The sequence below is a fragment of the Paenibacillus sp. Y412MC10 genome, from assembly GCF_000024685.1.
Classification (GTDB): Bacteria; Bacillota; Bacilli; order Paenibacillales; family Paenibacillaceae; genus Paenibacillus_AQ; species Paenibacillus_AQ lautus_A.
The window spans coordinates 6,405,001-6,417,877 of the sequence record NC_013406.1 but is presented as its reverse complement, the minus strand read 5'-3'; the positions used below and the strand labels follow the sequence as shown (position 1 = coordinate 6,417,877).

General features: G+C 48.8%; 15 protein-coding genes (1 of these 15 cut by a window edge). 13 read left to right on the top strand and 2 right to left on the bottom strand.

The features are described from left to right. Window positions 1-34: 34 nt before the first annotated feature. The 10 genes from rplQ to GYMC10_RS28345 all read left to right on the top strand — a co-directional run bounded on the left by rplQ (window position 35) and on the right by GYMC10_RS28345 (window position 9,320). On the top strand, window positions 35-400 hold the full coding sequence (rplQ, locus tag GYMC10_RS28390) for a 50S ribosomal protein L17 (protein WP_009589203.1): 366 nt from the start codon (window positions 35-37) through the stop codon (window positions 398-400). Window positions 401-726: 326 nt separating this feature from the next. Continuing rightward, window positions 727-1,518 carry a tRNA pseudouridine(38-40) synthase TruA gene (gene truA, locus GYMC10_RS28385; RefSeq protein ID WP_009589202.1) on the top strand — a complete coding sequence of 264 codons (792 nt, stop codon included), beginning with the start codon at window positions 727-729 and terminating at the stop codon, window positions 1,516-1,518. A 301-nt stretch (window positions 1,519-1,819) separates the two neighbouring features. Then, window positions 1,820-2,257, top strand: coding sequence for a 50S ribosomal protein L13 (gene rplM / locus GYMC10_RS28380; protein ID WP_009589234.1), 438 nt, complete (start codon window positions 1,820-1,822; stop codon window positions 2,255-2,257). 20 nt (window positions 2,258-2,277) lie between these two features. Continuing rightward, entirely contained in the window at window positions 2,278-2,670 is a 393-nt protein-coding gene (rpsI, locus tag GYMC10_RS28375) for a 30S ribosomal protein S9 (RefSeq protein ID WP_006212891.1), read from the top strand. A 427-nt stretch (window positions 2,671-3,097) separates the two neighbouring features. Then, window positions 3,098-3,547 carry a MarR family winged helix-turn-helix transcriptional regulator gene (locus tag GYMC10_RS28370; protein ID WP_041622270.1) on the top strand — a complete coding sequence of 150 codons (450 nt, stop codon included), beginning with the start codon at window positions 3,098-3,100 and terminating at the stop codon, window positions 3,545-3,547. Window positions 3,548-3,556: 9 nt separating this feature from the next. Then, window positions 3,557-5,206 (top strand): MDR family MFS transporter, encoded by a 1,650-nt coding sequence (locus tag GYMC10_RS28365; RefSeq protein ID WP_015737618.1) that lies wholly within the window; start codon window positions 3,557-3,559, stop codon window positions 5,204-5,206. Between the two features lie 193 nt (window positions 5,207-5,399). Beyond that, window positions 5,400-6,092, top strand: coding sequence for a phosphoadenylyl-sulfate reductase (locus tag GYMC10_RS28360; protein WP_015737617.1), 693 nt, complete (start codon window positions 5,400-5,402; stop codon window positions 6,090-6,092). Window positions 6,093-6,148: 56 nt separating this feature from the next. Next, a complete protein-coding gene (sat, locus tag GYMC10_RS28355; RefSeq protein WP_015737616.1) occupies window positions 6,149-7,318 on the top strand; it encodes a sulfate adenylyltransferase in 1,170 nt (389 codons plus the stop codon). A gap of 70 nt (window positions 7,319-7,388) precedes the next feature. Next, on the top strand, window positions 7,389-8,162 hold the full coding sequence (gene cwlD, locus GYMC10_RS28350) for an N-acetylmuramoyl-L-alanine amidase CwlD (protein WP_015737615.1): 774 nt from the start codon (window positions 7,389-7,391) through the stop codon (window positions 8,160-8,162). A 63-nt stretch (window positions 8,163-8,225) separates the two neighbouring features. Next, window positions 8,226-9,320: an Mrp/NBP35 family ATP-binding protein gene (locus GYMC10_RS28345; protein ID WP_015737614.1), complete on the top strand. Its 1,095-nt coding sequence runs from the start codon at window positions 8,226-8,228 to the stop codon at window positions 9,318-9,320. A 69-nt stretch (window positions 9,321-9,389) separates the two neighbouring features. Here the strand turns inward: GYMC10_RS28345 and gerD are convergent, their stop codons facing one another. Beyond that, window positions 9,390-10,097: a spore germination lipoprotein GerD gene (gene gerD / locus GYMC10_RS28340; protein WP_015737613.1), complete on the bottom strand. Its 708-nt coding sequence runs from the start codon at window positions 10,095-10,097 to the stop codon at window positions 9,390-9,392. A 193-nt stretch (window positions 10,098-10,290) separates the two neighbouring features. Here gerD and GYMC10_RS28335 point away from each other — a divergent pair, with 193 nt between their 5' ends. After that, window positions 10,291-10,884, top strand: coding sequence for a KinB-signaling pathway activation protein (locus tag GYMC10_RS28335; RefSeq protein ID WP_015737612.1), 594 nt, complete (start codon window positions 10,291-10,293; stop codon window positions 10,882-10,884). A gap of 53 nt (window positions 10,885-10,937) precedes the next feature. Here the strand turns inward: GYMC10_RS28335 and pdaB are convergent, their stop codons facing one another. Then, the gene (gene pdaB, locus GYMC10_RS28330; RefSeq protein ID WP_009589226.1) at window positions 10,938-11,741 is read right to left on the bottom strand and encodes a polysaccharide deacetylase family sporulation protein PdaB; all 804 of its coding nucleotides are present in this window, start codon (window positions 11,739-11,741) and stop codon (window positions 10,938-10,940) included. Window positions 11,742-11,836: 95 nt separating this feature from the next. Here pdaB and GYMC10_RS28325 point away from each other — a divergent pair, with 95 nt between their 5' ends. Both GYMC10_RS28325 and GYMC10_RS28320 read left to right on the top strand, forming a co-directional pair. Further along, on the top strand, window positions 11,837-12,445 hold the full coding sequence (locus GYMC10_RS28325; RefSeq protein WP_009589220.1) for a stage II sporulation protein M: 609 nt from the start codon (window positions 11,837-11,839) through the stop codon (window positions 12,443-12,445). A gap of 211 nt (window positions 12,446-12,656) precedes the next feature. Next, window positions 12,657-12,877, top strand: partial view of a hypothetical protein gene (locus tag GYMC10_RS28320; protein ID WP_009592811.1) — the 5' portion only. The gene runs 10 nt beyond the window's last position; the window shows 221 of its 231 coding nt (coding positions 1-221); it begins with the start codon at window positions 12,657-12,659; its stop codon lies off the right edge, out of view.

Here is a 12,877-nt window from a genome sequence, read left to right as displayed (position 1 = left end):
ATTCGGCTTAGCTTAGCAAAGGAGGGAAAAACACATGGCATACCAAAAGTTGGGCCGCGATTCCAGTGCGCGTAAAGCGTTGTTCCGTGACCTGGTAACCGACCTTTTCTTATATGAGCGTATTCAAACGACTGAAGCCAAAGCGAAAGAAGTTCGTTCGATCGCTGAGAGACTGATCACAAAAGCAAAAAAAGGTGATCTGCACGCTCGTCGTCAAGTAGCTGCATTCGTGCGTCGTGAAACGGTTGACGGTGAACAAGATGCAATCCAAAAATTGTTCTCCGAAATCGCTCCTCGCTACGTAGAGCGTCCAGGCGGATACACGCGTATCCTGAAACTGGGTCCTCGTCGTGGTGACGCAGCTCCAATGGTTTATTTGGAACTGGTAGATCGCGCGTAATTTCGTTTTGTTCCATTGAAGTGACTGAAGTTATGTATGCCCGGCTCTTCAGATGTTTATTCTAGGAGCCATGAACGGGAAGTGGTGCGAGATATAGTCGATCATTTGGTTCGACTCGTCTCGACTACTCCATGGGCTACGATAACGGGGACCTTCTAGTCATGTGGCTGACTCGAAGGGTTCGGCTTCACATGATGAAAAGGAGCTCCTATGGGGCTCTTTTTTTGATAGATATAGAACCTATGAGTTATCAGCGAGGTTAATGAGATTCTATATCGCAAGTTTCGTTGCGGAGTCATTCGATGAAAGCACGCAGGAGGCAAGCAATGCGTAATCTTCTGATGAAGGTCAGTTACGACGGTACCGATTATAACGGCTTTCAGACCCAGCCCGGTGGCCACACGATTCAGGACTATTTGGAGGAAGCCATTCGCCGCTTGTCCGGAGAGCAGCTCAAGATTACGGCTTCCGGCCGGACAGATGCCGGGGTGCATGCCCGTGCCCAGGTATTTAATTTTTACACGGCTTCCCCCATTCCCGTGGAGCGTTGGTGCATGGCATTAAACACTTGGCTGCCGGAAGATATCGTGGTTTCGGATGCAATGGAGGTACCGATGGAATTCCATTCACGCCATGCAGCGAAACGCAAAACCTATCGTTTTACCATCAATGCGAATCAATATCCGGATCTATTCAACCGGCGGTACCAGATCCATCATCATGGAAAGCTGGATATCGCAGCGATGGAGCAGGGACTTTCTCATCTGATCGGAACGCACGACTTTACGACGTTTGCGTCACGAAAGTCGACGAAGCCGTCCCATGTCCGTACGATTTTTGATGCTTGGATCGAGAAGGATACATCCATGTGCCGTCCGGGCACCAGAGATCAAGGAATCATTCATACGTATGTATCCGGGAACGGGTTTCTGCAGCACATGGTCCGGATCATTATGGGAACGTTGATTGAAGTAGGGGAAGGCAAGCGCCATCCGGATGATATGAAGGTCATATTGGAAGCCCAAAATCGGGCAGCAGCCGGTCCCACAGCGATGGGCAAGGGTTTGATGTTATGGGAAGTGGATTACGATATCGCCAGCCAAGAGAAGCCGCAATGACTGATGCGATACGTATCACGCAGACGGCTGTTCCCCAAAGAACCGGAAAGCGTTCGGGATGCGTTTGGCGGCTTGTTTGAATCAAACCGCATGGTGTAAGGTAGAAAAGCAAAAAACACTTGCGGAAGTGGGTGTAATCCTGTATTATATAAGTTGTGTTTTCTTAACGGCTCTCCCACAGCCCCGGTTAAGAGAATGCCAATAGCAAGACAGCATCACCATGAAAATGCTTTACACATGAACGAAGATAAATGATGAAAATTAATGATGATTTTCGGACGAATACAAGGAGGAACTATACATGCGTACCACCTATATGGCGAAGCCAAATGAAGTTGAGCGCAAATGGTACATCGTTGATGCCGAAGGCAAAACGCTTGGCCGTTTGGCAAGTGAAGTTGCGGCTCTGATCCGCGGCAAACATAAGCCTCAATTCACTCCACATGTTGACACAGGGGATTTCGTGGTTGTTATCAACGCCGAGAAAATCCACCTCACTGGCAAAAAGATGGAGAACAAGAAATATTATCGTCACTCCCTGCATCCAGGTGGATTGAAAGTAACTTCAGCTCAAGACCTGATTGCTAAATTCCCAGAGCGTGTAATCGAAAGCGCGGTTCACGGCATGCTTCCTAAAACTCGCATGGGCGAGAAAATGAAGCTGAGACTGAAAGCATACGCAGGCACGGCACATCCACATGAAGCACAAAAACCAGAAGTTTACGAACTTCGCGGTTAATTAAAAAGGAGGACAGTTTCATGGCACAAGTACAATACTATGGGACAGGTCGTCGTAAACACTCGGTAGCACGTGTACGCCTCGTACCGGGTGAAGGACGCATTGTCATCAATAAACGTGATATCAATGAATATTTCGGTTTGGAAACACTCAAACTGATCGTTAAACAACCTTTGAATCTGACAGAAACACTGGGCAAATATGACGTGCTTGTCATCGCTCACGGTGGCGGCATCTCCGGTCAAGCTGGAGCAATCCGTCACGGTATCTCCCGTGCTCTTCTGAAAGCAGATCCTGAATTCCGTCCTTCTCTGAAAAGAGCTGGATTCCTGACTCGCGACCCTCGTATGAAAGAACGTAAGAAATACGGTCTTAAAGCAGCTCGTCGCGCGCCTCAGTTCTCCAAACGTTAATATTCGATTTACCAAGCCCTTGGCCATTACGGTCAAGGGCTTTTTTGTGGTGTCTGAAAGCATAATTCTCGAAGCATAGGTCTCCCGGTTATCGCAATACACCGTCCTCTGCACGAAGTCTGTCTACTGAATATTAAGTGGACAAGACGTTTGTAGTCAGGTTGTCCACAAAGATATGCACATCATGGTGAGCACATTTGGAATACGTTCGCGTGTTTTGGGGCATGTTGTTCACATCATGTGCACAGGTTGAGGATAGAAAGAATGAAGCTGGCTTCCGAGCATGATCATCTGACATCGTTAACCACTTGACTTCATATGTAAATAGAGATATATTATTAATTGCAAATTAATTAAGCACTTAAATAATTAATATTTAATCATTAATTAGATAAGTAATTTCTAGGAGCAGTAAGGGGTGATATGGTTGGATCGCAATGAAGAGATTTTTAAGGTGTCGTCGATGTTTCGGGCGCTGCTGAAGAACATTTCTCAAGAATGGAACAAGTCGAGCGCCGGGAAATACAATTTAAGTTTCCCTCAATTTCAGGTGCTGTATGTATTAAAGATGAGAGGACCTCTTAAGGTCTCGGAGCTTGCTGAAGTTTTGTCTTTGACGCCGCCGGCTATAACCGGACTGACGGATAAATTGGTTGCAGAAGGATATCTGCAGAAAGAACGCGCCGAGGATGACCGCAGAGTTGTCAACATCACGCTCTTGGAACCGGGGCTTGAGATCATTAAGAAAGTGAAGAAGGATCAAAAAGAAATGATCCAGGGATTTTTTGACTTCCTCTCTGAGGAAGACATTCAGCATTTAAGAAGAATCTTCTCCTTGATGCTGTCAAACATAGATAAAGACAATCACAACGGGTAGAGGTGGAGCATGGAGCATTTAACGCTTAAACGTAAAGTTTCGATTATGATCGCGATCATGGCTGCGATGTTCTTCGCAGCCATTAACCAGACGATAACAAGCACCGCGATGCCGCGGATTATCGCCATTCTTGATGGCATGGATTATTACACATGGACCATCAACATTTATTTGTTAACATCAACGATCGCTACCATACTGGTTGGCAAGCTGTCCGATATGTTCGGACGTAAGCCGTTTATCTTGATAGGTATATTATTTTTCATGTTAGGAGCTTTCCTGACGGGTACTTCAACAGACGTGTATCAGTTTATCATTTATCGCGGTATTCAAGGTATCGGTGCCGGCATTATCCAGTCAACGGCATTTATGTCGGTCGGGGACTTATTCCCGCCGCGCGAACGCGGCAAATGGATGGGACTGATGACCGCGGTATTCGGTTTTTCCAGTGTCCTTGGCCCTACGCTAGGCGGATACCTGGTCGATAACATCGAATGGCGTTGGTTATTCTGGATCTTCCTGCCGCTGGGTGTAGTAGCCTTTATTATGATATGGACGTTGTTTCCGAAGGTTGAACGCAAACCTGGCCAATCCATTGACTATCTGGGCTCCCTGTTCCTTACAACGTCCATCGTTCCTTTACTGCTGGCCTTTTCTTGGGCAGGTACGGAATATGCTTGGGGATCACCTCAGATTATTGGTCTCATCGCAGCTTCAGTCGTATCAGCTTTAATCTTTATCTTGGTAGAGATGAAGGCGAAGGAACCGGTATTGCCACTTAGTTTGTTCAAAAATAGTGTCGTTACGGTTTCTAATCTGATTGGATTTTTTATGAACTTTGGTTTGATGGGTGCCATGATTTATATTTCCTTCTATGTTCAAGGTGTGCTTGGCATCTCACCAACCTATGCGGGTTATGTAACCATACCCATGTCGATTTTCATGATGGGTACGAGTGCTATAGCAGGTCAACTCATTGCTAAGAGCGGAAAGTACAAACGGTACGCACTTCTTGGAGTTCCAATTATGATGGTCGGTATGGGCATTATGGTGTTTATGGACAACATTTGGCTTACTGTCGTTAGTACCATTATTTTCGGTATCGGTCTTGGTTTGGGTATGCCGGTATTCTCGCTGGCTACGCAGAATGCCGTACCCCACAATGAGCTCGGTGTAGCAACGGCTTCATCTCAATTGTTCCGTAATCTCGGCGGTACAATCGGGATTGCGGTTATGGGAACGGTTATGTCGAACAATCTGACGAAGAATTTGAAGGAAGCACTTCAGTCGACTAATGCACCGGATTTTAGCTCGGTGGATCCGCAGCTAGCCCAGCAGATGTTGTCCTTCGCTAATCCGCAGACACTGATGAATAAACCGCTGATCGAGCAAACGCAGGCAAGTCTTCCTGCTGATGTACAGCCTTTGTTCGCGCAAATGATCGACAGTATCCGCGATGCACTTGGAAATACATTGTCCATGGTGTTCCTCACAGGTACGTTAGTCCTCGTAGTCGCGTTGCTGCTCGTATTCTTCTTAAAGGAGATTCCGCTGCGAACGACGAATCAGGCATCCGCTCCCAAATCCGAGGACTCGGAAGGGAAAAGTGCTGGCGCTGGTACTAGAGCTAAAGAGGTATCGGTGGCAACTACAGACTAAGATTGGCATTTGTCAAAATGTTTGGAAATCGAAGAGAAAGAAGACCCTTTCTGCTTGCGCAGGAAGGGTTTTTTCGTTTTTTATGGTAACGATTTGATGGTTGACATTTATTAGGAATGTTTTATACTGTATTTAATTCATATTATTTCAGTAGGATTATCGGGATTAATGAAAATGGGGGAGGCATCCAATCATGAATTTGCTGGAGAAAGAAGATCTGATCAGAGTGCAAGCTGAAGAGCTTGAGCACGCATCGGCTGAGGAAGTCATCGAATTTGCAATCAAGACGTTTCCTAACATAACGTTTGCTTGCAGCTTTGGAGCAGAAGATGTGGTATTGGTCGATATGATTCAGAAGATCAGTCCGTCGACGGATATTTTTTATCTGGATACCGACTTTCATTTCAAGGAGACATACGAAACGCGGGATCGTATGGCAGAACGCTATGGCCTGGAATTTGTGCGCGTATCTCCGCTCATCACGCCGGAAGAGCAAGCGGCTCAGCATGGCGAAGCATTATGGAGCGTCAGCCCGAACGAATGCTGCAACATCCGCAAGGTAGAGCCGTTGACCCGGATTCTGTCTCAATACGAGGCTTGGATCACAGGCATACGAAGAGATCAAGCCCCTACCCGGGCGAACTCGAAGAAGATTGAATATGATACCAAGTTTGGTTTGGTGAAGTTCAATCCGATCGCGGGCTGGACGAGTGAGGATGTGTGGAATTACATCCGCACGAACGAGATCATCTACAACCCGCTGCATGATCAGAATTATCCGAGCATTGGCTGCGAATACTGCACGCGGCAGGTCATGCCGGGAGAAGATCCACGTGCAGGACGCTGGTCCGGGCATGAGAAGACGGAGTGCGGGCTTCATAAATAAACAGATAAGAACCACTTGCCTTATCACAGTTGCAGCATAAGAAGGAGGAATTATTCATGACAGCCATACTCCCTCATGGCGGTACGCTGGTACAGCGGGTAGCCCAAGGAGAAGAACGTGAAGCTTTGTTGAAGCAGGTTGACACCTTTCATAAGATCCCTGTAAACGCCTGGAGCATTTCGGACTTGGATCTAATCGGGGTCGGAGCATTTTCGCCATTGCAGGGATTTCTGAACGAGCAGGACTACAAATCCGTCGTTTCCAATATGCGTTTATCTGACGGAACGGTGTGGAGCATACCGGTCACGCTGGCCGTAGATGAAGACACGGCGGCGAAGCTCGTAGTCGGCGAGAAGGCGGCGCTTGTAGGAGAAGAAGATGGCGTCGTTTATGGCGTCATCGATGTCGAGAGTGTCTACCAGGTCGATCAGCAAGTCGAGGCTGTACAAGTATTCAAGACCGATGATCCGGAGCATCCAGGCGTGAAAAAGCTTTTGGAACGACCTGCGACGTATGTTGGAGGTCCGATTCAAGTATTGAATCGTCCGCAACCGGAACGGTTTGGCGAGTTTTATTTTGATCCGGCAGAAACACGCGCACATTTTAAAGCCAAGGGCTGGAATACGGTTGTCGGCTTTCAGACCCGAAATCCGGTCCACCGTGCACATGAGTACATTCAGAAAAGCGCAATGGAAATCGTAGATGCGCTATTCCTCAATCCGCTCGTGGGAGAGACCAAATCGGATGACGTTCCTGCCAACGTGCGGATGAAGAGCTACCTGACCTTGCTGGAGAACTATTACCCCGCGGATCGTACCTTCCTGGGCGTATTTCCGGCTGCCATGCGTTATGCAGGCCCAAGGGAAGCCATATTCCATGCCATGGTTCGTAAAAATTATGGATGCACTCATTTTATCGTGGGCCGGGATCACGCCGGAGTCGGCGACTACTACGGCACTTATGAGGCACAGGAAATTTTCAAGAATTTCACTGCGGAAGAGCTAGGCATTACCCCGCTGTTCTTCGAGCACAGCTTCTTCTGCACAACATGCGGAAACATGGCCTCGAGCAAAACATGCCCGCATCCTAAGGAGGACCATCTGACCTTGTCGGGAACGAAGGTTCGCGGCTTGCTTCGCGAGGGGCAGTGCCCGCCGCCGGAATTTACGCGCCCGGAAGTTGCGCAAGTACTGATCGAAGGCATGAAAGAGCAGATCACGGTATAACGAAGGCATAAATAACCGCCTTGTCCCATATGATGGAGTAGAACAACTCATGGGACGAGGTGGTTTTGTTATGTCCAGGCGGAGAACGGACAAGGTTACGGTATGGATATCGTTGAAGAGAATCAAACAAACCCTGATTGGTGCCGTACTACTGGCACTGCTCATTATCGTAGTGACGTACGAAATCCCCTCTGCCAAAACGTCCAATACCTGGAGCCTACCGCTTGCCGGCAAAGTCATTGCCCTTGATGCAGGCCATGGCGGGCCAGACGGGGGAGCAGTAAGCCGCCAAGGCGTCATAGAGAAGGATGTAAACCTGGCCATCACCTTGTATCTACGTGATTACTTGCAGCAGGCAGGCGCGCTTGTCATTATGACAAGAGAAGGAGACTACGACCTGGCGGCGGAAAGCACCAAGGGATATTCCAAGCGGAAAACGGAAGATCTCAAACAACGCGTGCGGATGATTGAGGACAGCAAGGCCGACCTGTTTATCAGCATGCATCTGAACAGCATTCCGTCCAATCGGTGGAGAGGCGCGCAGACCTTTTTCCCGCCGAATAACGAGGACAGCAAGAAACTTGCCGAATTGATCCAAGCTGAAATTAGGCATAACCTGGAGAATACGCAGCGTCTGGCCAAAACGGACGACAAGATATATTTGCTCCGAGCCCTGCGCATGCCATCCGCCCTGGTCGAGGTCGGTTTCTTGTCCCATCCGCAGGAATCCGAATTGCTTCGGGACGAGAAATACCAGAGGAAGGTCGCAGCTTCCGTGTATAACGGCATTTTGCGGTATACCTCCGGAGAGTCCACCAGCGAGTCGTCACAAGCTGCAGAGTAATGGTATAATAGACACGAATATCGAAACATTGTCTATTCCATTACATAGAGCAGAGGTGCTTATATGCTGACTAGAGAAACGGTACAGGAGATACTCCAGCCTTTACGTGATCCCGAAACCGGGAAGAGCCTGATGGAGCTCCAGCGTATTCGAGATATTGTAGTCAAGGAACGCACGGTTCGACTATCCGTGACGTACAGCAGCGAAGATGTACGCGCTTCCCTGGAAGCGCAGATCAGAGAAATTCTGGAGGCGATGGGGGCAGAGGATATTCATATCCGCATGCGTCCCCTGGACAATGCCTCAAACCAAGCGAACCGCGAGGAAGCCAACGATCGCGACAAGCTGACAAAAGGGCATGCTGCCGGCATGGAGCAGAATACGCTTCTAAGCGAACAATCCGGCGTTCATTTCATTGCGATCGCAAGCGGCAAAGGCGGCGTCGGCAAATCCACCGTTACGGTGAATTTAGCCGCGGCTTTGGCCCGGCAAGGGAAGAGGGTCGGTCTGATCGACGCGGATATTTACGGATTCAGCGTGCCGGACATGATGGGTATTGAGGAAGGGCCCTCCGTAACCGAAGACGGCGTCATTCACCCGGTTGAGCGCTTTGGCGTCAAGGTCATGTCGATGGGCTTCTTCATCCGTGAGAACAGTCCGGTGATTTGGCGCGGACCGATGCTTGGCAAAATGCTGCGTCAATTTTTCACCGATGTCGCTTGGGGGGATTTGGACTACATGCTGCTTGATCTGCCGCCAGGAACCGGTGACGTGGCGCTGGACGTGCATCAGATGATTCCGCAGAGCAAAGAGATCATCGTAACCACCCCGCATGCTACGGCGGCGTTTGTTGCCGCCAGAGCGGGTGCGATGGCCTTGCAGACCGATCATGAAATTCTGGGCGTCGTCGAGAACATGTCCTATTATGTCTGCTCCCATGGCGGAGAGAAGGATTATGTGTTCGGTCGTGGAGGCGGAGGCAAGCTTGCCGAGACGCTTCATACGGAGCTTCTCGCGCAGCTTCCGTTGGGGGCCCCGGATAATCACCCTTCGGAGCCGGATTTCTCGCCATCGGTTTATAAACCGGGGACCGAGAGCGCAGCGATTTACGAAGAGATCGCCTCACGAATCGCGGCTAAGCTTGAAGGATCCGTTTAAGACCAGTCATAATATGACGAAACAAGCTCCCTCTGCAGGGAGCTTGTTCTATTTTTCGGAATGGATGCTTTAACCGCCGCCGCCATCGCCGCCGCCTTCCTCACCGCCGCCGCTTTCACTGCCGCCTTCACCGCCGCCTTGCTCTTCTTGGCCTTTTTCCTCGCCTTGTTTTTTCTTTTCCACTTTAGGCTGAAGTTCATCTTTCACGACCGTTTTGAGCAGTTCCAGAACCTCCATGCGGAACAGCGGATTTTGCATAGCTTCCTGCATCACGGTCATGGACTGTTTGCGGTAGTCCGGCGTATTGGTCAATTCAAGAAACGATTTCATCACATCCGGTGATTTTAACATATCCTGAATAGCCTTTTGATACGTAGGGTCCTTGATCAGCTGCATATGCAGCTGCTTGCTCTCGGAATTAATGGCTTTGGCAAAATCGCCGGCGAATTGCGGATCGGTCATGATCTTCTCAATTTCCTTCTTATATTCATCCGATACCAGCGTATCCTTAACAGCCATCCGAATTTGATCGCCAGATTGGGCGGACATCATCCGCATTCCCATTGAGCCTCCGCTGCCTGAGGAACCGCCGGATCCGCCGCCTAGCGCTTCTTCCACCGCTTTTTTGCCTTCGTCGGTTTTCAGAATGTCGACCACCATAGACTTGATTTCTTTATAGCCAAGCTGCGGGGACGAGCTTTGTTCTACGCCACAAGCGGTAAGCACCATGGCAGCAACGAAGACGATAATACATAAACGAAATAACGGCCACTTCATTACCGTTGTCCTCCTTTTTTCGTAAGAAAAATCCTTCTGCATGCGGTCTGTCTTTTCGTGAAAGTAAGTTGATTGTCATTTTTCTTACGGGTCTTCGCATAGTATGCGATGGATTTGCAGAAATATGTCGGATTCAGAATGGTTTTTTATTGTGAACGTTGGTAAAATAATGATCTGTGGGGGTGGAAGTTAGTTGAGCTTACGTAAGTGGTCCAAATTGTTTTTGAAAACGCTGCTCGTCGGGGCAGTGGCGGCATTGATCGTAGGTCTGATCCTGCAGTTGTTTAATGGCGCTATCGAGTTCACGGGAATGGCCGATTTATTGATATACCCGCTGATTTTGTTAGGCTCTGGGGCGCTGGTGAGCGTATACTCCCAGATGGGCTTTTTTGCATACCTGACGTTAAATTATATGGGGATTGGCATATTCCGAAGAAAGACTTGGCAATACATTCAGATTGTGTTGGCTGTACTGGCATTGCTGGAGCTGATGTTCTTCCGTACGTTTGTCGGCGGATCCACCAGCCTGCAGCAGGATTTGATTTTGGGTATCTCCATACTGGTCATTGCCATTGTCGTTGCTTACCTCAAAGTAAAGAGCACAAATGCCAACGCATGGATCCCGACGCTGTTCTTCATGATGGCCATTTCCATCGTAGAGATTATCGGCGTGCTGCAAATCGGAGTGAGCAACGCCACGATTTTTATGGTTGTACCGTTGCTGATCTGTAATGCATACCAGATTCTGACGCTTCATAAAGTTACACAAGACGAAAAAAAGAGCTAACGCCTTAGCTCTTTTTTTGTTAAGCATTATTTAATGTTAAGGGTCTTCATGAGTCATAGCCCGCCTGCGTCTTCGATGCTCTTCTGCAATGAAGCGTGATCGCGGACCTCGGTGCCTTGGGTGCTGCCCTGTTGAAGCAGATCGGTGACCGTGACGAACTCGTAGCCTTGATTGCGAAGTTCCTTGATGATGAGAGGCAGCGCTTCATGGGTTTGCTTCACCGAATCGCTGGCGTGCATCAGCACGATATCTCCCGGATGGGCTTTGGAGACGACGCGATCGACGATTTTCTCGACGCCGATGTTCTTCCAATCCCTGGAGTCGGTATCCCACTGGATCACCGTGTAGTTCAGGCTTTGGGCGATGCTGAGGACTCTTTTGTCAAAATCCCCGTTCGGCATCCGTATCAATTTGGGTTCTTGTCCGGTCATTGCGGTTAAAATAGTGTGTGCCGAAGAAATCTGCTTGCGTATTTCCTCGTCGGTGAGCGTGCTGTAATTATCGTGCTTGAAGCCGTGGCTCCCGATTTCATATCCGCTTTCCTTGATGGCATTCACGATATCGGGATGCGTTTTGCTCCATGGCGCAGACAGGAAGAAGGTTGCCTTTTGAACTCCATTGTCCTTTAAAGCCTGTAAAATGGGCTCTGCGCGTTTTTCGCCCCAGCTGATGTCAAAGGTCAACGCAATCTGTTTCTTGTCCGTAGACACGCTGTAAATCGCTGACGGGTTGTCCTCGGAGAAGACCGAGATGTTGTCACTCTCCACATAAATAACGCCGATTGCAAAGATCGCCGCGGCAAGAACGAAGAAAAACCGCTTAATCTTTCTGCCGTTGAATACATAAAAAGAATTCATAATACGTGCGCCCCTCTCCCTTCAGTGTGCAATAGCTTGTTTACTTTCAACATATGCTCGTACTTGCGAGTTATACCAATTTAGGAGGTTCTCGAATGTTACGTTTTAGCATTTTTCTTAGAGATTTAAGATCCATCCGGAAGGCATTGCTCTTGGCGGCCGTTCTATTCATAGCCGGAATCGCAGCGGGAGCAAGCTCAGAGGGATTTGAACAATTCCTTCTGGGTCAGCTTCAAGGGCTGGGGGAGATTAGCCAGCAGCTAGGTTCCTCCGATCATCCGGAATGGAACTTTTTTGTTTTCATCTTTCTGAACAACAGCATTAAAAGCGTGCTGGTTATGTTTTCGGGCTTGCTGCTGGGAGTGATTCCATTTTTCTTCCTGGTCGTTAACGGCATGGTGATTGGTTTCCTGGTGAAAGTCGTGGGGGAGAGCGGAGAGAGTCTGTTCGACCTGATCGTGAAGGGGCTGCTGCCTCATGGCATCATTGAGATACCGGTTATTGTGATTGCCTGCGGGTACGGCCTGGCTTTTGGCGGGCTGGTATTGAGAAGCGTTGTGGCAACAGGGGAACGCAGAAGCGGGATAGGCGCGGAGTGGCGCGGCTTTTGGCGGAAGCTGGGTACTGCTTCCTTATGGGTTGTCGTGCTGTTGCTCGTGGCCGCTATGATCGAAAGTACAATTACGTTGTGGCTGATGTCATAATTTTCCCGGAAATTGTGCATACCTAATAAAGCAGCTTGGCAGAGCAAAGAGAGAGCTGCGTGGACAGGGCGTTCATCATGATGTGCAGACAGCTTACATTCGGTTTAGAGATCCCGCCAAAACGGTTAATCACCATTACATAGGCAAGTGCAGCTTTAATCCGATTGAAGAGACGTGACATGTTCGCTTAAATATATAAGGAGGTCCTATCATGCTGGGAATGCTATTCAATGAGAAAGAGTGCAAAGAGCTTGATTATGTACTGCGAAAAGAACTGGATGAAATGCTGCTGGATTTGAGCGACCAACGATTGGACCAAAATATCAGGCAGGCGATCGCCAACCGGTATAAAACGGTATTTCGCATGTATGCCCGGTTTGCCCCGCAGAAAGAACTCTCCAAATATGCGCGTAACGGGAAGTTTCCGCAAAT

Excerpts from the sequence above, each read along its gene's own strand:
- truA (WP_009589202.1), top strand. The coding sequence starts at position 727 with ATGCGTAATCTTCTGATGAAGGTCAGTTACGACGGTACCGATTATAAC.
- GYMC10_RS28325 (WP_009589220.1), top strand. The coding sequence starts at position 11,837 with ATGTTACGTTTTAGCATTTTTCTTAGAGATTTAAGATCCATCCGGAAG.
- GYMC10_RS28345 (WP_015737614.1), top strand. The coding sequence starts at position 8,226 with ATGCTGACTAGAGAAACGGTACAGGAGATACTCCAGCCTTTACGTGAT.
- rpsI (WP_006212891.1), top strand. The coding sequence starts at position 2,278 with ATGGCACAAGTACAATACTATGGGACAGGTCGTCGTAAACACTCGGTA.
- GYMC10_RS28365 (WP_015737618.1), top strand. The coding sequence starts at position 3,557 with ATGGAGCATTTAACGCTTAAACGTAAAGTTTCGATTATGATCGCGATC.
- rplM (WP_009589234.1), top strand. The coding sequence starts at position 1,820 with ATGCGTACCACCTATATGGCGAAGCCAAATGAAGTTGAGCGCAAATGG.
- rplQ (WP_009589203.1), top strand. The coding sequence starts at position 35 with ATGGCATACCAAAAGTTGGGCCGCGATTCCAGTGCGCGTAAAGCGTTG.
- cwlD (WP_015737615.1), top strand. The coding sequence starts at position 7,389 with ATGTCCAGGCGGAGAACGGACAAGGTTACGGTATGGATATCGTTGAAG.
- pdaB (WP_009589226.1), bottom strand. The coding sequence starts at position 11,741 with ATGAATTCTTTTTATGTATTCAACGGCAGAAAGATTAAGCGGTTTTTC.
- sat (WP_015737616.1), top strand. The coding sequence starts at position 6,149 with ATGACAGCCATACTCCCTCATGGCGGTACGCTGGTACAGCGGGTAGCC.
- gerD (WP_015737613.1), bottom strand. The coding sequence starts at position 10,097 with ATGAAGTGGCCGTTATTTCGTTTATGTATTATCGTCTTCGTTGCTGCC.
- GYMC10_RS28360 (WP_015737617.1), top strand. The coding sequence starts at position 5,400 with ATGAATTTGCTGGAGAAAGAAGATCTGATCAGAGTGCAAGCTGAAGAG.